Source organism: Streptomyces spinoverrucosus (assembly GCF_015712165.1).
Taxonomy (GTDB): domain Bacteria; phylum Actinomycetota; class Actinomycetes; order Streptomycetales; family Streptomycetaceae; genus Streptomyces; species Streptomyces spinoverrucosus_A.
In genome coordinates, this window is the sequence record NZ_JADPZX010000002.1 from 264,734 (window position 1) to 284,209 (window position 19,476).

Here is a 19,476-nt window from a genome sequence, read left to right on the forward strand (position 1 = left end):
TTGCGCGAGTTGACCCTCCAGCGCCGACCTGCTGAACAACAGCCCACGAAGCCCGGCAAGTTGCCCTTGAGGTAACAGGCATGGGGTACGGCGTGTTGCCTGCCGGTAAATGTCCGCCTCAGCCCGGGTGCCCGGCTGACGGCGACGCCCCGTCAAGTCTCCACCGTCAGACGCTTCGTCGTCTCCATGAGGGACACGGTAAAGGGATGGCGGGGCGCGTCCAGCACCTTGTCGGCCAAGCCCTGCTCGACCAGTTCGCCCGCGTCCAGGACGGCGACTCGATCGGCCAGGCGGGCGGTGTCCAGGTCGTGGGTGATCAGGACGAGGGAGAGGTCGTCGCGATCGCCTTCGCGCAGCAGGCCCGCGAGGACGTCGAGGATGCCGCGGCGGGTGACCGTGTCGAGGCCCGAGGTGATCTCGTCGCAGATCAGGACCCGGGGGCGGGCGAGCAGGGCGCGGGCGAGGGCGGCACGCTGGAGTTCACCGCCGGAGAGCCGGGCAGGGTGACGGCCCGCCAGTTCCTCCGGGAGGCCGAGACGAGCGAGCGTGGCCAGGGCCTCCGCCCGGGCTGCCTGCTCGTCGGCACCGCGCAGGCGTACGGCCGTACGGGCGACCTGGGCGAGGACCGGCCGGTACTCGTCGAAGGCGGCGCGGGCGTCCTGGAAGACGTACTGCACCGCCGCCAGCTGCGCACGGTCCCGCTGCCGCAGACTGCGCGGCAGGGGGCGGCCGTCGAGCAGGACCTCTCCGCTGTGGTCGCGGTGGAGCCCGGCCAGACAGCGGGCGAGGGTGGTCTTGCCGCTGCCGGAGCGGCCCACGACGGCCAGGCATTCGCCCGCGTGGAGGGTGAGCTCCGGGACGCGGACCGTCGTACGGCGGTGACCGTCGCGGTGGTGGGCCGTCAAGCCCCGTACGCACAAGGATCCGGCTCCTGGTGACCGGTTCTCGGCCACCGGCGTCCGCGCGTCCAGCAGTCGCCGGGTCCACTCGTGACGCGGCGCCGTCCACAGCCGCTCGGGCGGGCCCGACTCGACGACCTGCCCCGCGCGCATGACCAGGACGTCGTCGGCGAGCGCGCGCACGACATCGAGGTCGTGACTGAGCAGGACCACCGCGATGCCCTTGGCCGCGACCGCCGCGAGTTCGTCGACGATCCGGCTCGTGGTCAGCGCGTCCTGGCCGGTGGTGGGTTCGTCGGCGACGATGACCCGGGCGCCGAGCAGGAGCGCCTGGGCGAGGACGACGCGCTGCTGCTGGCCACCGGACAGCTGGTGCGGGTAGCGGCTCAACAGCGCTTCCCCGTCGGGAAGTTGCGCGTCGGCCAAGGCCCGCAGGACGCGTGCGCGAGCCGCAGCCTTGCGCTCACGTCGGGGCAGGTCCCGTACCCGCTCGCGGGCGATGTCGTACAGGAGCGCCGAGACCCGCCGGGCCGGGTTGAGCACGGCCGCCGGGTGCTGGGGCACATAGCCGACGCCCGCCGGTGCCCGTACGGCACCGGTGACCCGGGCGCCCGGCGGGTACTCCCCGAGCAGCGCGAGGCCGGTGGTGGTCTTGCCGCTGCCCGAGGCCCCGACCAGCGCGGTCACCTTGCCGGGCAGGACCCGGAGGTGGACGCCGTCGACGATGGCCCTGCCGTCGATCTCGACGCGCAGGTCGGTGATCTCCGCGACGGGTTCCGGTTGCTTCAGCACATCGCTCACGGGCGTCGTTCCTTGTCTGTACTGCGTTTGTCCAGTGCGGCGTCGAAGAGCAGGTTGCTGCCCGTCGTCAGGGCGACGATCAGCAGGGCGGGGACGACGACGGCCCAGGGCTGCACGGCGAGGCCGGTGCGGTTGCGGTCGACCATGACCGCCCAGTCGGCGGCGTCCGGCGCGACTCCGACGCCGAGGAAGGCGGCCGTCGCCACCAGGTAGAGCACGCCCGTGAGTCGCACCCCCGCGTCGGCGGCGAGGGTGCGCAGCGTGGCGCGGCCGACGTAGCCGACGGCCATCCGCCACCAGGTCTCGCCCTGCATCCGCAGCGCCTCGACGGCGGGCCGGGCGGCGGCCTGAGCGGCGGCGGCGCGGACGATCCTGGCGGCGTCCGGGATGTTGACCAGGGCCACGAGCAGCGCGAGTCCGACCGGGCCGGGTTCGAACACCGCCGCCACCAGCAGGATCAGCAGCAGCGACGGCACGGCCAGCAGCACGTCCAGGGGCCGCATCAGGAGTTCCTCCAGCGAGCGCCGGTGGGTGAGCGCGCTGAGCAGGCCGAGGGGTATCGCGACGGCGTACGCCAGGGCCGTCGCCGCGAGCGCGGTCAGCACCACCGGGCGACCGCCGTGCAGCACCTGCTGCCACACGTCCCGTCCGACGAAGTCGGTGCCGAGCCAGTGCCCGTCCCCGAGCGTGAAGGACATCGCGCGCGGTCCGGGTTCGCCCGCGAACAGCGGCCCCAGCAGGGCGAGTACGAGGGGTACGCCGATGATGACCCCACCGAGCAGGAATCGGGACCTCACGCGGCCACCCCCGCACGCGGTGCGAACCTGTGGGCGACCAGATCAGCGCCCAGATTGAGGACGACGGTCAGCACACCGAACACCACCGCGAGCCCCTGCACGACCGGCACGTCCCGCTCGGCCACGGCGTTGAGCAGGACCGTGCCCAGTCCGGGGATCACGAAGAGGGCCTCCACGACGATCACGCCGCACAGCAGCCAGTCGACGGTACGGGCGAGTTGCTGAGCGGCCGGAGCGAGGGCGTTGGGCAGGGCGTGCGCGTAGCGGACGCGGGCGCCCGGGACGCCGTAGCGGCGTGCGTGGACCGCGTACGGCGCCGCGAGGGCGTCGATCATGCCGGCCCGCACCAGGCGGGCCAGCGAGCAGACCGGCCGGGAGAGCAGCACGAGCACCGGCAGGACCAGCGCGGCCGGATGGGCGAGCAGGTCGGTGCCGTAGCCGACGGCGGTCGGCGGCAGCCAGCCCAGCCGGAGTGCCACCACGCCGACCAGCAGCACGCCCAGCGCGAACTCCGGGACCGCGTACACGGCGAGCGTCGCCGAGCTGACCAGCCGGTCGATCAGCCGCCCCTCGTGCCGCGCGGCCAGCACGCCGAGGCCGAAACCGAGCGGCAGCAGCAGGACGACGGTGAGCGCGGCCAGCAGCAGGGTGGGGCCGAAACCGTCGCTGATGTACTGGCTGACCGGGCGCCCGGAGGCCAGCGAGGTGCCGAAGTCGCCGTGCGGCAGGCCGGCCGCCCAGTCGGCCAGCCGCTCGTACGCCGGTCGGTCCAGGTGCATGGCCTCCCGGATCGCCGCGATGCGCGCCGGGTCGGGCTGGTCGCCGGCCAGGGCGACGGCGGCGTCGCCCGGCAGCGCCTCGGTGAGCGCGAAGACCAGCAGCACCACGGCCACGGTTTGAACTCCCCCGAGAATCAGGCGCCGGGCGACGAAGGATGTGCCACGGTATGCCGACTGTCGGCCGCGGCGCCCTCGTGGCTTGTCGCGCGGTTCCCCGCGCCCCTTGTCGGCGCTGTCGAACCGCACGTGACTTCGCCGGGCCTGCTTGGGCTTCACCCGAGCCACACCTTGTCGAACCGCGCCCAGTCGAGGGTGTTGGCGGGCGCGTCGCGCTCGACGCCCTTCACGTTGCGGGCCGTTCCGAGGATCCAGTCGGCGAAGCCCCACACCAGGAACCCGCCCTCGGTGTACAGGCGGCGCTGCATACGTTCGTACACCGCGGCCCGTTCGGTCTTGTCGCGCGTGGACTGGGCCTGCTGGTAGAGCGCGTCGAAGTCCTTGTGCTGCCACTTGGTCGCGTTGGTGGTGGAGTCGGTGAGCAGCCGCTGGGAGATGTGCGCCTCGATGGGCATGGCGCCGGAGCGGTAGCAGGCGAGGGTGCCGGAGTCGAGGACGTCGCTCCAGTAAGAGTCCTTGCTGCCCATCTTCACCTCGATGGTGACGCCCGCCTTCCTGGCCTGGTCGCGGAAGATGCTCGCGGCCTCGGTGAACCCGGCGGCGACGGCCGACGTGTCGAGGGTGACCTTCAGGTTGTCGGCGCCGGCCTGCTTCAGCAGCGCGCGGGCCCTGTCGAGGTCCTGTTCGCGCTGGGGGAGAGCGTCGGCGTAGTACTCGTAGCCCTTGCCGAACAGGTCGTTGCCGATCTCGCCCGCGCCGGACAGTGCGCCGTCGACGAGTTCCCTGCGGTCGGCGATGAGGAAGAACGCCTGCCGGACCCGCCTGTCGTCGAAGGGCGGCCGGTCGGTCTTCATGACGAAGGCCTGCATGGCGCTGTTGCGCAGGCGGACGATCTCGATCTGCCCCTGGTTCTCGTGGGCGCGGGCGGTGGTGGGGTTGAGTTCGTGGGCGTACTCGACCTGGCCGCCGAGCAGGGCGTTGACGCGGGCGGACTCCTCGTTGGCGACGACGAACTCCAGCTCGTCGAGGTACGGGGCGCCGTCCCAGTAGTCGTCGTAGCGGCGGACCACGGCCGAGCGGCCCGGGGTGAAGGAGGCGAACCGGAACGGGCCGGAGCCGATCGGCTTCTTGTCGAAGTCGGTGGCGCCCTCGGGCACGATGTACGCGCCGAACGCGGCCAGGACGTTGGGGAATTCGGCGGTCGGCCGCTTCAGCACGAACTCGATGCTCCGCTCGCCGGTGGCGCGGCTGGCGGCGAGGTCGATGGGCTCCAGGGACGCCTTGGCGCGGAACGCCTGCTTGGGGTCGGCGATCCGGCGGTAGCTGTGGAGGACGTCGGCGGCGGTGACCGGCCGGCCGTCGTGGAAGGTGGCCTCGCGCAGGGTGACCTGCCAGCGGTCGAGGGTCTTGTTCGCCTCCCACTTGGTGGCGAGGCGGGGTTCGGCGGCCAGGTCGGGGCCGTAGTCGGCGAGCTTGTCGAACAGCGCCTTGGCGCGGGCCACGTCCACGAAGAGGTTGGCCAGGTGCGGGTCGAGGGTTTCGCTGGCGCCGCCGCCGGCGAAGGCGGCACGCAGCCGTCCGCCGCGCCGGGGCTTGCCGTCGCCCTCGCTCGTGGCGGGGCCGTCGGAGGAGCCGCAGCCGGTGAGGGCGAGCGCGCCGAGGGAGGCGGCGCCGGTGGCGGCGAGGAAGCCGCGCCGGTGCAGACCGGGGAGGTTCATGAGGGTTCCTTGAGCAGAGAGGGACAGGTCAGTGGGGGGTGGTGAGGCGTGCGACGACGTGCAGCCGGTCGGCGTCGGTGGTCGCGCCGGGCAACCGGCCCTCGTGCCAGGGCGGTTCGGTGCGCGGTCCCGGGCCGTCGTGCAGCGCGAGCACCTGGAAGCCGTGCGCGGCCAGCAGGTGTCGCAGCTCCTGCGGGAAGAGCAGCCGCCAGGCGGAGCGCTGCTCCACGGGCGCCGATCCCTCGTCCGCGGTCCATGTGCGGACCCGGCGCAGGAGCTGGGCGGTGCGGTCCACGGTGAGGGTGGTGGTGGAGCGGTACTCCGTGCCCTGCCAGGTGAAGGAGTTCACCTTCGGCGTGTCGAGCAGGTCCGTGCGGCCGAGGAAATAGGCGCCGTTGCGCATCTCCGCGACGAGCAGGCCGCCCGGGGCGAGGGCGTGACGGCAGGAGGTCAGGAAGCCGTCGAGCTGGTCGTTGGTGTGGCAGTACAGCAGCGCGCTGTCCAGGCACACCACCGCGTCGAACGCTCCCCGGCCCAGATCGAATCCGTGCAGGTCGGCACGGACGTACGCGGGCCCCGGGTGGTGCGTGCGGGCGTACCCGAGCATCGCCTCGGAGAGGTCCGCGCCGGTCACCCGGCGCCCCGCGTGGTGCAGATGGGCGGCGTCGCGTCCGGTGCCGCAGCCCATGTCCAGGACGCGGGGTCCGGCGTCGTACCGCCGCAGGCAGTCCTCGGTCCAGCGGCCGGCCAGCCGCTCGGGGTCGGGGAAGCGGGCCTCGTACAGCTCGGGGTTGTCGGTGAGGAGGTTGGTGGTTGTCACAGGGGGCTCCTCAGGCCGCGGCCGGTACGGCGGTCCGCGGCGGGGTCGGCAGCGACTTCCGGCGGTGCAGCAGGGCCACGCCGAGCGCGGAGGCCAGTCCGAACAGGGCGCAGCACGCCCAGGGCAGCCAGGGGGCGTCGCCCTCCCCGGTGTCCATGGCCCAGCCGACGACGGTGTTGCCGAGGGCGGCGGCGATGCCGGAGACGACGTAGAAGATCCCGTAGTAGGTGCCGGTCAGCTCGGGGCGGCCGAAGCCGGGGATCAGCTCCATGACGAACGGCGAGGCGATCATGAGGCCGACGTAGAGCATCAGGGTGCCGAGCAGGATCGGTACGGCGTCCAGCAGCCCGGCGGAGGTGGTGCCCGCCACGGTGGCCGGCGGCACGAAGGCCAGGCCTGTCAGCAGCAGGCCGAGGCCGATCCAACGGGCCCTGCTGCCGCGCCGCTTGAGGGCGCGGGTGAGGCGCAGTTGCAGGGTGAGGTTGGCGAGGGTGCCGACGAGGAACACCAGGCCGGCGGCGCCGTCCCAGCCGGTGGCCCGGCGGGCGCCGGCCGGCAGCAGCAGGTAGAGCTGGTTCTCCAGGGTGAACAGGCCGACCATGGCCAGCGCGAACGCCAGGAACGCCCGATTACCTACGACCTCCCGCCAGTCGGCGAGGACGCCGCCCTTGCTCGGCTCGACCTCCCGCGCGGGCAGGACCAGGGCCTGCGCGACGGTGAGGACCGCGAAGATCGCGGCGGCGGTCAGGGCGGACGTGCGGAAGTCGACGAGCAGGAGCAGGCTGCCGAGCAGCGGGCCGATCAGCGCGCCGGTCGTGGCGAACACGTTGAACAGCGCGAACGCCTCCGCCTTGCGCTCCCCCGCCTCCTGCGCGAGGTAGGCCCGTACGGCGGGGTTGAACAGCGCCCCGGCAAGCCCGCTCAGTACGGACGCGGCGAGCAGCACGGGCAGCCCGTCGCCGAGCGCGAACAGCCCGAACCCGACGGCCCGCAGCCCGCACCCGGCGATGATCACGCCCCGCGCGCCGAGCCGGTCGGAGGCGGAGCCGCCGATGATGAACAGGCCCTGCTGGCTGAGGTTGCGCACGCCGAGGACGATGCCGACGACGGCCGCCGACATGCCGAGGTTCTCGGTGAGGTGGGTGGCGAGGTAGGGGATGAGGAGGTAGAAGCCGGTGTTGACGCCGAGCTGGTTGACCAGCAGGAGGCGTACGGCGAGCGGGAACCGGCGTATCTCGTGCCATGTCCTCATGCCGCCACCTCCTCGACGCCGAGCCCCGGCAGGTCGCTCGCGCGGACGAAGCCGTCGGTGCCGCCGATCCCGGTCCACGGGTCGTGCGCGAGCAGCAGGTGTCCGTCGAGGTCGGCCCAGCGGGCGCGGTCGGCGAGGTGGACGGCGGGGGCGAGGCCGAGGGTGCTGGCGGTGAGGCAGCCGAGCATCAGCGCGGTGCCGCTGCCCTCGACGGCCTCGGCGATACGCAGCGCCGCGTGGACGCCGCCGCACTTGGCGAGCTTGACGTTGACGCCGTGCACGCGTCCGGCGAGGCGGCGGACGTCGTCGAGGCTCACGGCGTCCTCGTCGGCGATGACCGGCAGCGGGGAGCGCTCGGCAAGGGCGCCCAGCGTCTCCGGATCACCGGGGGCGAGGGGCTGTTCGACGGCTTCGACACCGAGGTCGGCGAACCGGGCCAGCAAGTCGGAGGCCTGCGCCGACGTCCAGGCCCCGTTGGGGTCCAGGAGCAGCCGGGCGCCGGGCGCGGCGTCGCGGATGACGCGGACGCGCTCGATGTCGTCCTCGGGGTCGGGGGTGCCCGCCTTGACCTTGAGGACCTCGAAACCGGCGGCGGCCAGGCGCCGGGCCTCGGCGGCCGCGTGCAGGGGCGCGCAGATGCCGATGGTGCGGGCGGTGGCGGTCACGGGCGCGGAGGGCGCGCCGAGGAGGCGGTGGACGGGGCTGCCCGCGCGCTTGCCGACCAGGTCGAGGAGCGCGGATTCGACGGCGGCGGTGACGGCGGGCGGCGAGTCACCGGCCAGCTCCCCGGCCCGCAGCGCCTCCAGGGCGCTCTCCGGATCGGCGAGGCGGTGCAGGTCGACGGCCGCGACGAGGCGTTCGAGGGTGGCCGTGTCGAGGCCGTAGTAGACGCTGGTGACGGCCTCTCCATGGCCGTACAGCCCTTCGTGTTCGACGGTCAGCCACACGGCGTCACGGGTGGACATGGTGGAGCGGGAGATGCGCAGCGGCTCGGTGAGATCGAGGCGTACGGTGCGCTGGGTGGCCTTCACTGGTGTACTTCCGGGGAGTCGAGCGGGTCGGTGACACGGGTGCAGCGCACCCATCCGGTGGCCTCGGCGGCGCGTGGGTGCGGGATCTCGACGGGGCGCCGGGCCGCGTCGGCGGGGTCGATGCCGTGCGCGGTGGTGAAGTCGTCGTCGAAGACCGTGCCGAGATAGCGGTGCGGGCCGTCGGGGAAGACGGTGGCGACCACCGCGCCCGGGTGGACGCGGGCCGCCCAGGCGGAGACGAGCGCGACCGCGCCGGTGCTCCAGCCGCCGGTGACGAAGCTGCCCCGGGCGAGCCGGCGGCAGCTGTCCACCGCCTCGGCGGGGCCGACCCAGTGCACCTCGTCGAAGGCGTCGTAGGCGACGTTGCGGGGGTGGATGCTGCTGCCGAGGCCGCGCATCAGCCGGGGGCGGGCGGGCTGGCCGAAGATCGTCGACCCGGTCGCGTCGACGCCGATCAGCCGCAGGGCGGGCCAGTGCCGGCGCAGCGGGCCGACGATGCCGGCGCTGTGCCCGCCGGTGCCGACGCTGCACACCAGGACGTCCAGATGGTCGAGCTGGACGGCGAGTTCGGCGGCGAGGGAGGCGTAGCCGGTGGTGTTGTCCGGGTTGTTGTACTGGTCGGGCCAGTAGGCGTCGGTCAGGTCGGTGAGCAGCTCCCGCAGCCGGGCGAGGCGGGCCGCCTGCCAGCCGCCCTGGGGGCGGGCCGGTCGACGATCTCCAGGCGTACGCCGTGGGCGCGCAGCAACTGGCGCATGGACGGCTCCAGTTCGCTGTCGCCGACGAGCACCACGGGGTGGCCGAGTGCCTGTCCGGCGAAGGCGAGCCCGAGGCCCAGCGTCCCGGACGTCGACTCCACGACCGGCGCGCCCGGCCGCAGCTCGCCGCGCTCGCGGGCGCCGAGCAGCATCGACACGGCGGCCCGCGCCTTCATCCCGCCCGCCGCGAGCCCTTCGAGCTTGGCCCAGAAACCGGGGTGCGGGCCGGGCAGTTCGGTGCCGATCCGGACGAGCGGCGTTCGGCCGAGGAGGTCGAGCAGCTCGGGGCGCGCCGGGGCGCGCACGGCGGCGGTGGTGGTCATCGATCGCCCTCGCGGTAGCGGTGGATGATGCCGGGTCCGCCGTCCAGCCAGAAGAAGGGGTACGGCTCCGCGCACACCGCGCTCACGCCCTGCCCCAGGAAGCGGGGCAGGACGGCGCTGCCGGTCTGGGCGAACATCACCAGCTGCTTGCCGTGCCGCAGCGCGTGCCGGCGCAGTGGGTCGAAGGTGCCGTTGCCGAGCGTCATACCGGAGACGAGCAGCGCGTCGCAGCGGTCGGCGGCTGCGAGGGCGTCGGTGACGACCGGCTCGCCCCACTCGGTGACCCCGCCCTTGAGGTCGCAGGGTATGTAGCCGATCCCGCGTGAACGCAGGGCTTCCAGCAGTGAGTTGACGACACCGACGACCAGGACGGTTGCCCCGGCCGGCAGATCGAGCAACTCGACGACGGCACGCGCGCGGGTCCGTGACTTCTCCAGCGAGGACCCGGCGGGCAGGCGCACCGCGTCCGCCCCGTGGTCGGGTGTGTGCGGGGTGACGTGCATCAGGTAGGCGTCGAGTGCCGCGACGCGCACCGGCGGCAGCGGGTGGTCGAGGAGCCGGGCCACGTCCGCGCCCACACAGTCGTCGAGCGCGCTCTCGGGCAGCGCCCCGGGTTCGACGGCACAGGAGCCGACGGCCCCGGCCAGGCGCAGGCTGAGGACCTCGTTGCGGTAGCCGGTGCCGCGGCCGGTGTGCCGTACGGCCTGCCGGGTGGTGAAGGCGACGGCGATGCGCTGGGTGGCGGGGGCGGGGCCGAGTGCTCCGGCCCGGACGCGGTCCACGAGATCGGCGAGTGTCCGGTACGTCGCCATGTCGACGGTCATCGGATCACCAGCCCGGCGCGCAGCCCGGCCAGCAGGGCCTCGACGCGGTCGCGGGCACCGGGCCCGTCCGCGTCGCCCGCCATGACGTGTCCGAGGTACTCGTTGTTGCTGCCGGCCGCCTTCACCGCCCTGCCGGGCTCGGCGAGCTGTACCTCCAACACGCCGGGCGTGTCGTGGAGTCCGGTGCCGTCCAGGGTTTCGAGGGTGCCGACGGTGTGCGGGACGAGGAAGCCGATGGCCGCGCTGCGCAGCCCGGTGTCGGTGCGGCGCAGGTCTGGGGTGCGGCCGAGGGCGACGTCGACGAAGGCGGCGGCGAGGTCGATGCCGGTGACGTGGCGGACCAGCTCAGTGATGCGGTTGCCGGCGGGGCGGGGGTTGACCTCGACGACACGCGGTCCGGCGGAGGTCAGCTTGACCTCGGTGTGCGCGACCACGCCGTCGGTCAGCCCGAGCGCCTTCAGGGCACCCAGCGCGGTCTGCTCGGCGGCCTCGGTGTCGGCGGCGCTCAGGGCGGCCGGGAACATGTGACCGGTCTCGATGAAGGCGGGCGCCCCGCCGATGCTCTTGTCGGTCACACCGACGACGTGCACCGCGCCCCCGTGCGAGACGGTCTCGACGCTCACCTCGGGGCCGTCCAGCAGCTCCTCGAGGAGTACGGCGGGCGCCCGGCGCTGTCCACGCGCGTTGACCGGGAAGTCGGCCAACGCCCGGTAGGCGGCGGCGAGTTCGGCCTCGTCGTCCACGCGTCGTACGTACATGCCCGCGCACAGGTCGACGGGCTTGACGACCAGTGGGTAGCCGATCTCCCGTGCCGCCCGGGCGAGGTCCGTCCACTCCTCGTGGACGGCGAAGCGCGGCTGGGGCAGTTGGGCGTCGGCGAGGATGCGGCGGGTGGCGTCCTTGCGGCAGGCGTTCTCGACCGCTTCGGGGCCCGGCCCGGGCAGGCCGAGGCGGCCGGCGATCCGGGCCGCCGTCGGCAGGTAGTAGTCGCAGGACGTGAGCACTCCGTCGAAGCCCAGCACCGCGTGCAGCCGTTCGACCTCGGGCAGCAGGGCGTCGGGGTCGTTGGTGTCGGCGGTGACGATGTTGCGGGCGCCCAGCAGCGGATGCGCCGTTCCCTCCGGCGCCGACCGCAGATAGTGGTGCAGGTCACGAGTGAGGAACGTGAACTCGTGACCGCCCTCCCGAATCGCACGTGGCAGCAGCCTGCTCATCGAGCCGACCCAGCTCTCGACCACCAGCAGATGACCCACAACTCCCCTTTTTAGGCATGTAGTTCAGACGTCAGGGCAGCACGACGGGGCCCCGCTCGGGCAGGGCGCCGGGTTGTGCGCACGACACGTTAGCGATAATGATTCCCATTGTCATCTGACCATCCGTCCATTGTCCGGAGCACCCCCGTGCCTCTCCCCCCACGCCGCACCGCGCTGCTGTGCGTCCTCGCGGCCGCCGCCGCGACCCTGATCCCCACGAGCCCGACACAGGCCGCCGCCCCGCCCATCCGCTTCGGCGCCTGCCCCGCCTCCGTACCGGCCCCGCCCGCGCCGGACCGTGTCGAGTGCGGCAGCATCGCCGTGCCGCTCGACTGGGAACGCCCACAGGGGCGGCGTATCGAGATAGCCGTCTCCCGCGTCCGCGCCTCGGGCACACCCGCCGAACGCCGTGGCGTCCTCCTGGTCAATCCCGGCGGACCGGGCGGCTCCGGACTGCCGTACGCGGTGACGAAGCGGGCCAAACTGCCCGAGAGCGTGCGGCGTTCTTACGACGTCATAGGCTTCGACCCACGCGGCGTCGGCCACAGCGCCCCCGTCGACTGCGGTCCGATGGGCGGCCTCTTCGACAGCCCGGGCCCGGACCCGGTGCCGGTGGACCCGACGGCGGAGCGCGCCCACCTCGCCTCGCTCCGGGACATGGCCGAGGACTGCGCTGTGGGCGCGCGCGAGGTACTGCCGTATCTGTCCACCGCGCAGACCGCCCACGACATGGACGCGATCCGGGCCGCGCTCGGCGAGCCGTCGACGAGCTTCCTGGGTGTGTCGTACGGCAGTTACCTCGGCGCCGCGTACGCGGCCCTGTTCCCGCACCGGGTGGGCCGTATGGTCCTCGACAGCGTGGTGGGCCCGTGGAGTTGGTACGACTTCGATGTCGTCCAGAGCCGGGCGCTGCTGCGGCAGCGGGACCTCTTCCATGCCTGGACGGCCGCACACCCGGACCGCTTCGGGCTGGGCGGTCGTGCGGCGGACGTCCGCGAGGCCTATCTGCGGGTGCGGCGCGGGCTGGCGGAGCGGCCGGTGGAGGGTTTCGGTGCGGCGGAGTTCGACCGGGGCGTGTACCGCGCGCTGGGCCGCACCGAACGCTGGGCGGGGCTCGCCGACGGTCTGCGCGCCTACCTGCGGGAGGGGACGGTGACGGGCCTGCGCCCGGCCTCACCCTTCGACAGCGCGTCCTCGCGCAACTACGAGGCGGCGAACCGCATCGTCAAGTGCGCCGACGGGCCCGCGCCCACGCCGGACCGCATCCTGACGGACATCCGCCGCACCCGCCGTATCGACCCCCAGCCGGTGCTGACCGGCATGGAGGCGTCGACCTGCGCGTACTGGCGGCACCGCGCCACCCACCGCACCCCGCTCGGCGGCCCGGACGCGCCGCCGCTGCTGCTGGTGGCCTCGGCGCACGACCCGGTCACGCCCGTCGCGGGCGCGCGGGAGCTGCGGCGGCTGTTGCCGGGCTCACGGCTGGTGACGCTGGAGAACGACTACTCGCACGGCGTGTTCGCGAGCCGGGGGAACGCGTGCGTGGACGACACAGTGGCGGCGTATCTGGTCGACGGGGTGGTTCCGGTGAGGGATGTGCGGTGTGCGGGGCCGGGGTTGCCGGAGCCGTCAGGACGCCCGGACCACGGGTGAGCGCGGTCCGGGCATCGCGACGGTGCCCGGATCAGGCCACCGGCGCCGGATAGGTCGGGTACTCGACCCCCGAGACGTACTGGACGACGCGGACGACCTGGCAGGAGTAGCCGAACTCGTTGTCGTACCAGAGGTAGAGGATCGCGTTGTCGCCCTCGACCTTGGTGGCGCCGGCGTCGACGATCGAGGCGTGGCGCGAGCCGATGAAGTCGCTGGAGACCGCGTCGGGCGCCGTGATGAAGTCGATCTGGCGCTTGAGCGGCGAGGTCAGCGACACCTCGCGGAGGTGGTCGAGGACCTCCTCGCGGGTGGTCTCGCGGGCGAGTTGGAGGTTGAGGATCGCGATGGAGACGTCCGGCACCGGGACGCGGATCGAGCTGCCGGTGATCTTCGCCTTGAGGTCGGGCAGCGCCTTGGCGACGGCGGAGGCCGCGCCGGTCTCGGTGATGACCATGTTCAGCGGCGCGGAGCGGCCCCGTCGCTCGGCCTTGTGGTAGTTGTCCAGCAGGTTCTGGTCGTTGGTGAACGAGTGGACGGTCTCCACGTGGCCGCGCAGCACGCCGAACTCGTCCTCCATCGCCTTCAGCGGCGGGACGATCGCGTTGGTGGTGCAGGACGCGCAGGACAGGATGTCCTCGTCCGGCTTGAGGGTGTCGTGGTTGACGCCGTGCACGATGTTGGGGACGTCGCCCTTGCCGGGGGCGGTCAGCACGACCTTGGCGATACCCGGCTGCAGGTGCTTGGACAGGCCCTCGCGGTCGCGCCACTTGCCGGTGTTGTCGATGAGGATGGCGTCCTTGATGCCGTACGCCGTGTAGTCCACCGACGTCGGGTCGTCGGAGTAGATCACCTTGATCTCGTTGCCGTTGGCGACGATCGTGCTGTTCGCCTCGTCGACGGTGATCGTGCCCTGGAACTGGCCGTGGATGGAGTCGCGGCGCAGCAGCGAGGCGCGCTTGACGAGGTCCTCGCCGGACCGCCCGCCGCCGCCCCGGACGACGATGGCGCGCAGCCGCAGGCCGTTGCCGGAGCCCGCCTTCTCGATCAGCAGACGGGCGACGAGGCGGCCGATGCGGCCGAAGCCGTAGAGGACGACGTCGCGCGGCTCACGGCACTCGATCTTGCTGTCGCCGGTGGCACCGGCGACGGCCTCGGCGGTGAACTCCTCGACGCTCAGGCCGCGGTCGTCGGCCATGTACGTGGCGGCGAGCATGCCGATGTCGATCTGCGAGGGGCCGAGGTCGAGCGTGGTGAGCGCCCGCAGGAACGGCATCGTCTCGGTGACCGAGAGCTCGGCGCCGGCGATCTGGCGGGCGAACCGGTGGGCTTTGAGGATGCTGATGACCGACTTGTTCACCAAGGAGCGGCTGTGCAGCAGGACGGTGACGTCCCGCTCGCGGTGCAGCTTCCCGATGATCGGAATCATCGACTCCGCGATCTCCTCGCGGTTCTTCCAGTTGGTGAACGAGTCGTCGTTGACAGTCACGGGCCTATCTTTCGAGCTAGGTGGCGCTCATATGCTAACCGCACCCCCGATTCGATCATTCACCCGGTGGTCGGCCGACGTTCGCGAGGACCTGGCCGACCCACCCTCGGCCACCCGCTCGCGCCGGTCCGCCGTCGCCCCTGGTCAAAAACACCTGGCAGGCCTCGATGACGAGGGCTACGCTCTCCGGCGATGACGACTCACTCCGTTGGCAGATTGGGGGTCCCGTCCGCGCAAGGTGAGTGCTGATGCTCACCGCGACCGCGAACCGGGATGCCCGCCTTTCCCGCTGGCTGCGCGTGCGCGAGTTCGCCGTGCCGCCCTCCATGATCGAGACCGCGACCGCCCGCCGCCGTGCCGGGGACTGGGCGGGGGCGTGCGCCGCCGCAGGCGTCGACGTCGACCTCGACCTACGTGCCACGACACGTACCTACGGCCGGGAACTCGCGGCCCGGCTCCGCGCCGATCTGCGCCATCTGGCCCCTGACCTGTTGCGCTGGCACATGCCGAGGATCGCTCCGGACGGGCTGCTGCGCCCGGGTCTGACCATCGCCCTGGCACGGTACGACACCGGGCGCGAGGGTGCGGGCCCGGTGCACCTCGTGGCCCGTACGCCGCCGGTCTGGGCGGACGGCGGGCAGCGGATCGGACTCGCACTGTGGGACGCTGCCCGCTCCGAGGCCGGTGCCCGCCGTCACCCGCATCCCCATCCCAGCCGGCGGTTCCGCCTCGACCTGCACCGCCACCTGTGGGACGCGCGCAGGACGGACGAGCTGCGGACGCGGTCCGGGGCCGATCGGCCGCCCGGGGACGGTGCGGTGGCGGAAGCGGAACTGCTGGGGCTCGGCTGTGCACGGACCGTCCCCCTTGCCGCACTCCCGCCGTCAACCTAACCTCAATTTGTGCCGCAAATAAACAAAACCCGTTCGCACACCGCCGTGCCGGGCAACGGCAACCACCTCACCCGTCTCCGTATCGCCCTGACCACCTTCTTCGCCCTCGACGGCTTCATCTTCGCGGGCTGGGTCGTCCGCATCCCCGCGATCAAGGACCAGACCGACGCCTCCGCGAGCACCCTCGGGCTCGCGCTGCTCTGTGTCTCCGCCGGCGGGGTGGTCACGATGACGCTCACCGGACGCCTGTGCCGCCGCTTCGGCAGCCATCCGGTGACCGTGGTCTGCGCGGTCCTGCTCTCCCTCAGCGTCGCCCTGCCCCCGCTCACCCACTCCGCAGCGGCCCTCGGTGCCGTCCTGCTGCTCTTCGGCGCGGCCTACGGCGGGATCAACGTCGCCTTCAACAGCGCCGCCGTCGACCTCGTCACCGCCCTGCGGCGCCCGGTGATGCCCAGCTTCCACGCCGCCTTCAGCCTCGGCGGCATGGTCGGGGCCGGACTCGGCGCGCTGGTCGCGGGGTCCCTGTCCCCCACCCGGCACCTGCTCGGGCTCGCGGTCGTCGGACTGCTCGTGACCGCCGTCGCGGGACCGACGCTGCTGCGCCACGAACCGCCGACACCTGCGGAGCGGATTCCCTACGACGCCAAGGCCCCACGCCGGATGGACCGGCGGACCCGGGGTCTCGTGTTCGTCTTCGGCCTGATCGCCCTGTGCACGGCCTACGGCGAAGGCGCCCTGGCCGACTGGGGTGCCCTGCACCTGGAGCAGGACCTGCGTGCCTCGCCGGGAGTGGCGGCGGTGGGCTACTCCTGCTTCGCCCTCGCCATGACGGTGGGCCGCCTGAGCGGGACCGCGCTGCTCGAACGCCTCGGCCGTACCCGCACAGTGGTCGTCGGCGGTGCGACCGCGGCGGCCGGGATGCTGGTCGGCTCGCTGGCGAACTCCCTGTGGGCCGCGCTCCTGGGCTTCGCGGTCGCCGGGCTCGGTCTCGCCAACCTCTTCCCCGTGGCCGTCGAACGCGCGGGCGCGCTCGCCGGCCCGAGCGGCGTCGCCACGGCCTCGACGCTCGGGTACGGCGGGATGCTGCTCGGGCCGCCCGCCATCGGCTTCATGGCCGACTGGTTCTCGCTGCCGACCGCGCTCACGAGCGTGGCGGTACTGGCGGGCCTCGCCGCGGTGGTCGGGTTCGCGACGCGCAGGGTGGCCGGGGGTTGACGAGAGGCGCCCGGAGCCCTTGGAAGGCAGGCCGGGAAAACCGCTCTCGCTCGAGCGCACTCCATGGGGCAGACTCAGCCACGTGGAGATCGCCGAGTTCATCAACACCCTCGACATCGAGGGCCGGTTGCTTGCCGCGGCCGCCGCCGAGGCCGGGACCGGGGCCGAGGTGCCGACCTGCCCGGGCTGGCAGGTCAGGGACCTGCTGCGGCACACGGGCATGGTGCATCGCTGGGCGACCGGCCTCGTCGCCGAGGCGCGGACCTCGTACCGGCCCGGAGGGGAACTGCCCGACCTGGACGGCGAGGACCTGCTGACCTGGTACCGGGAGGGGCACCGCCGGCTCGTCGACACCCTCACCGCCGCCCCGCCCGACGTGCAGTGCTGGCAGGTCCTGCCCGCCCCGTCCGCGCTGGCCTGCTGGGCGCGGCGGCAGGCGCACGAGACGACCGTGCACCGCGTCGACGCGGAGGCGGCACGCGGCGGTACGCGCGCGGAGATCGCCCGCGACTTCGCGCTGGACGGCATAGACGAACTGCTGCGCGGCTTCCACGCCCGCCGCAAGAGCGCCGTGCGTACCGAGGAGCCCCGGGTGCTGCGGGTGCGGGCGACCGACGCGGACGACGCGGTGTGGACCGTACGGCTGTCAGCGGAACCGCCCGTGACGGAGCGGGGCGACGCCGGTGCCGCCGACTGCGAGATCGGCGGACCGGCCGCGGCGCTGTATCTCTCGCTCTGGAACCGGCTGCCGTTCCCCGAGGTCAGCGGGGACAGCGCGCCCGCCGACCTGTGGCGGGAGAAATCGGGGATCGTCTGGGGCTGATGCCCGGGCCCGTGGCGTGGGTCAGTCCGTCAGCATCCGGGTCAGCACGGCCCGCTGCACGGGCAGCACCTCGCCGTGCAGGGCGCGCCCCTTGTCGGTGAGGACCACGCGGACGCCGCGCCGGTCCTCGGAGCACATGGCGCGTTCCAGCAGCCCGTCCTTCTCCAGCCGGGCGACCAGCCGGGACAGCGCGCTCTGGCTGAGATGGACCCGCTCGGAGATCTCCTGGACGCGCAGGGAGCAGGCGCCGGAGTCGGAGGTGGAGCCGGAGGCGAGGACGTCGAGCACCTCGAAGTCGCTGGCGCACAGGCCGTGTTGGTGCAGTGCGCGGTCTATCTCGCACTGCGTGCGCGCGTGCAGGGCCAGGATGTCCCGCCACTGCTCGACAAGCGCCTGCTCGGCCTTCTTCGCCGCCATGACGGCACCGTAGCAGAGAAATGAATTTATTGCGCCGGAATTAAATGCGCTTGCATTGAATGTATGCGCATGTAGTGTCCGGGTCATGACCTCTCCGCTCACCACCTCGGCGTCCGAGGGACGCTGGACCCCGCGGCTGTGGGGCACCCTGCTGGTGCTCTGCGCCGCGATGTTCCTCGACGCGCTGGACGTGTCGATGGTCGGCGTCGCCCTGCCGTCCATCGGCGCCGACCTCGGCCTGTCCACCTCGGCCCTGCAGTGGGTCGTCAGCGGCTACATCCTGGGCTACGGCGGCCTGCTCCTCCTCGGCGGACGCACCGCCGACCTGCTCGGCCGGCGCCAGGTCTTCCTGGTGGCCCTGGGTGTCTTCGCTCTCGCCTCACTGCTCGGCGGCCTCGTCGACTCCGGCCCGCTGCTGATCGCCAGCCGCTTCATCAAGGGCCTGAGCGCGGCCTTCACGGCCCCCGCCGGCCTGTCGATCATCACGACGACGTTCCCCGAGGGTCCGCTGCGCAACCGCGCCCTGTCCATCTACACCACCTGCGCCGCCACCGGCTTCTCGATGGGCCTGGTGCTGTCCGGCCTGCTCACCGAGGCCAGCTGGCGCCTGACCATGCTGCTGCCGGCGCCGATCGCCCTCATAGCCCTGATCGCGGGCCTGAAGCTGCTGCCGCGCAGCGCCCGCGAACGCGACCACGACGGCTACGACATCCCCGGCGCCGTCCTCGGCACCGCCTCGATGCTGCTGCTGGTCTTCACCGTGGTGCAGGCACCGGAGGTCGGCTGGGCCTCCGCCCGCACACTGTTGTCCTTCCTCGCGGTCGCGGTCCTTCTGACGGTGTTCGTCGTCGTAGAGCGGCGCTCGCCCGGACCGCTGATCCGGCTCGGGGTGCTGCGCTCGGGCACCCAGATCCGCGCCCAGCTCGGCGCGATGACCTTCTTCGGCTCCTACGTCGGCTTCCAGTTCCTGGTCACGCTGTACATGCAGTCCCTGCTCGACTGGTCGGCGCTGCACACGGCGCTGGCGTTCCTGCCGGCGGGCGCGCTGGTGGCGCTGTCGTCGACGAGCGTGGGCTCGATCGTCGACCGGTTCGGCACCCAGCGGCTCCTCGCGGTGGGCTTCGCGCTGATGGTCGTGGGCTACGCGCTGTTCCTCGGTGTCGACCTCGACCCGGTCTACGCGGCCGCCATCCTGCCGAGCATGCTGCTGATCGGCGCGGCCTGCGCACTGGTCTTCCCGTCGCTCAACATCCAGGCCACCAACGGCGTCGACGACCACGAACAGGGCATGGTCTCCGGCCTGCTCAACACGTCCGTGCAGGTCGGCGGAGCGATCTTCCTCGCCGTGGTGACGGCGGTGGTGACCGCGGGCGCCCCGGCCGACCCCACCCCACAGGCCGTCCTCGACAGCTACCGGCCGGGACTGATCGTGGTGACGGGCATCGCCGTCGCCGGCCTCCTCATCGCCCTGTCCGGCCTGCGGACGAAGCGTGCGCAGCAGACGGTCGTGGTCGCCCAGTCCCTGGTGAAGGAGACGGAAGCGGAGCGCGAACCGGTCCGCGACTAGGGGGACGTCTCCCAGGTGCGCCCGGCGGGGCCTGCTTGCTCCGCCGGGCGCAC

The 19,476-nt window shown here is 72.8% G+C and carries 15 protein-coding genes and 2 pseudogenes; 5 read left to right on the top strand and 12 right to left on the bottom strand.

Annotated features, from left to right (window positions below; translation table 11 throughout):
- Positions 1–152: 152 nt before the first annotated feature.
- From I2W78_RS36505 to I2W78_RS36550, 10 genes and pseudogenes are all read right to left on the bottom strand, one after another.
- A complete protein-coding gene (locus I2W78_RS36505; RefSeq protein WP_307784023.1) occupies positions 153–1,700 on the bottom strand; it encodes an ABC transporter ATP-binding protein in 1,548 nt (515 codons plus the stop codon).
- A complete protein-coding gene (locus I2W78_RS36510; RefSeq protein ID WP_196465029.1) occupies positions 1,697–2,497 on the bottom strand; it encodes an ABC transporter permease in 801 nt (266 codons plus the stop codon). The genes I2W78_RS36505 and I2W78_RS36510 overlap by 4 nt, the downstream gene beginning before the upstream one ends.
- The gene (locus I2W78_RS36515; RefSeq protein WP_307784034.1) at positions 2,494–3,522 is read right to left on the bottom strand and encodes an ABC transporter permease; all 1,029 of its coding nucleotides are present in this window, start codon (positions 3,520–3,522) and stop codon (positions 2,494–2,496) included. Before I2W78_RS36515 ends, I2W78_RS36510 begins: the two co-directional genes overlap by 4 nt.
- Positions 3,523–3,548: 26 nt before the next feature.
- Entirely contained in the window at positions 3,549–5,111 is a 1,563-nt protein-coding gene (locus tag I2W78_RS36520; RefSeq protein ID WP_196465030.1) for an ABC transporter substrate-binding protein, read from the bottom strand.
- 28 nt (positions 5,112–5,139) lie between these two features.
- The gene (locus I2W78_RS36525) at positions 5,140–5,931 is read right to left on the bottom strand and encodes a class I SAM-dependent methyltransferase (protein WP_196465031.1); all 792 of its coding nucleotides are present in this window, start codon (positions 5,929–5,931) and stop codon (positions 5,140–5,142) included.
- Positions 5,932–5,941: 10 nt separating this feature from the next.
- Positions 5,942–7,183: an MFS transporter gene (locus tag I2W78_RS36530; RefSeq protein WP_196465032.1), complete on the bottom strand. Its 1,242-nt coding sequence runs from the start codon at positions 7,181–7,183 to the stop codon at positions 5,942–5,944.
- A complete protein-coding gene (locus I2W78_RS36535) occupies positions 7,180–8,214 on the bottom strand; it encodes a mandelate racemase/muconate lactonizing enzyme family protein (RefSeq protein ID WP_196465033.1) in 1,035 nt (344 codons plus the stop codon). The genes I2W78_RS36530 and I2W78_RS36535 overlap by 4 nt, the downstream gene beginning before the upstream one ends.
- Positions 8,211–9,292, bottom strand: a pseudogene (locus I2W78_RS36540) (PLP-dependent cysteine synthase family protein). Before I2W78_RS36540 ends, I2W78_RS36535 begins: the two are co-directional and overlap by 4 nt.
- Entirely contained in the window at positions 9,289–10,116 is an 828-nt protein-coding gene (locus tag I2W78_RS36545) for a Rossmann-like domain-containing protein (RefSeq protein WP_230886990.1), read from the bottom strand. Before I2W78_RS36545 ends, I2W78_RS36540 begins: the two are co-directional and overlap by 4 nt.
- Positions 10,113–11,369, bottom strand: coding sequence for an ATP-grasp domain-containing protein (locus I2W78_RS36550; protein WP_196465034.1), 1,257 nt, complete (start codon positions 11,367–11,369; stop codon positions 10,113–10,115). Before I2W78_RS36550 ends, I2W78_RS36545 begins: the two co-directional genes overlap by 4 nt.
- A gap of 147 nt (positions 11,370–11,516) precedes the next feature.
- Between I2W78_RS36550 and I2W78_RS36555 the strand changes: the two genes are divergently transcribed.
- Positions 11,517–13,022 carry an alpha/beta hydrolase gene (locus I2W78_RS36555; RefSeq protein ID WP_196465035.1) on the top strand — a complete coding sequence of 502 codons (1,506 nt, stop codon included), beginning with the start codon at positions 11,517–11,519 and terminating at the stop codon, positions 13,020–13,022.
- Positions 13,023–13,053: 31 nt separating this feature from the next.
- Here the strand turns inward: I2W78_RS36555 and I2W78_RS36560 are convergent, their stop codons facing one another.
- A complete protein-coding gene (locus I2W78_RS36560; RefSeq protein ID WP_196465036.1) occupies positions 13,054–14,508 on the bottom strand; it encodes a glyceraldehyde-3-phosphate dehydrogenase in 1,455 nt (484 codons plus the stop codon).
- Between the two features lie 248 nt (positions 14,509–14,756).
- Between I2W78_RS36560 and I2W78_RS36565 the strand changes: the two are divergent.
- From I2W78_RS36565 to I2W78_RS36575, 3 genes and pseudogenes are all read left to right on the top strand, one after another.
- Positions 14,757–15,392, top strand: a pseudogene (locus I2W78_RS36565) (hypothetical protein); the annotation flags it as partial.
- 18 nt (positions 15,393–15,410) lie between these two features.
- Entirely contained in the window at positions 15,411–16,616 is a 1,206-nt protein-coding gene (locus I2W78_RS36570) for an MFS transporter (RefSeq protein WP_374222747.1), read from the top strand.
- Between the two features lie 82 nt (positions 16,617–16,698).
- Positions 16,699–17,439 carry a maleylpyruvate isomerase family mycothiol-dependent enzyme gene (locus I2W78_RS36575; protein ID WP_196465037.1) on the top strand — a complete coding sequence of 247 codons (741 nt, stop codon included), beginning with the start codon at positions 16,699–16,701 and terminating at the stop codon, positions 17,437–17,439.
- A 21-nt stretch (positions 17,440–17,460) separates the two neighbouring features.
- Here I2W78_RS36575 and I2W78_RS36580 read toward each other — a convergent pair whose 3' ends face one another.
- Positions 17,461–17,856, bottom strand: coding sequence for a MarR family winged helix-turn-helix transcriptional regulator (locus I2W78_RS36580; RefSeq protein ID WP_196465038.1), 396 nt, complete (start codon positions 17,854–17,856; stop codon positions 17,461–17,463).
- Positions 17,857–17,941: 85 nt separating this feature from the next.
- Between I2W78_RS36580 and I2W78_RS36585 the strand changes: the two genes are divergently transcribed.
- On the top strand, positions 17,942–19,423 hold the full coding sequence (locus I2W78_RS36585) for an MFS transporter (protein ID WP_196465039.1): 1,482 nt from the start codon (positions 17,942–17,944) through the stop codon (positions 19,421–19,423).
- Positions 19,424–19,476 lie beyond the last annotated feature (53 nt).